Annotated in this window: 1 pseudogene; it reads left to right on the top strand. The window is 35.5% G+C overall.

What is annotated here, in order from left to right:
• Positions 1-245 (top strand): annotated as a pseudogene (gene walI, locus CF394_RS00250) (WalRK two-component regulatory system regulator WalI); the annotation flags it as partial.

Raw genomic sequence — 245 nt, 5'->3', positions numbered from 1 at the left:
ATCGAAGAAAGAAATTATTTTCTTCCAAACGTATGAAGGTGATTATATATACCAGAAGACCGATAATTCTTCTAATATGATCGGACAAGTGGTGTTGCACTTAAACGCTAAAAACGAGGTTGTGTCATACGATCAGACAACGCTCGAGACGTTCAAGCAAATTCAGAAAGAAAGCTTAATTACTGAAATGGATGCGGTTGAGCTATTGTACTATCAAAATCAATTAAAAGAATACAGCACTGTGA

The organism is Tetzosporium hominis (genome assembly GCF_002265435.1).
GTDB lineage: Bacteria > Bacillota > Bacilli > Bacillales_A > Planococcaceae > Chryseomicrobium > Chryseomicrobium hominis.
This window is presented reverse-complemented; position numbering and strand designations above follow the sequence as displayed.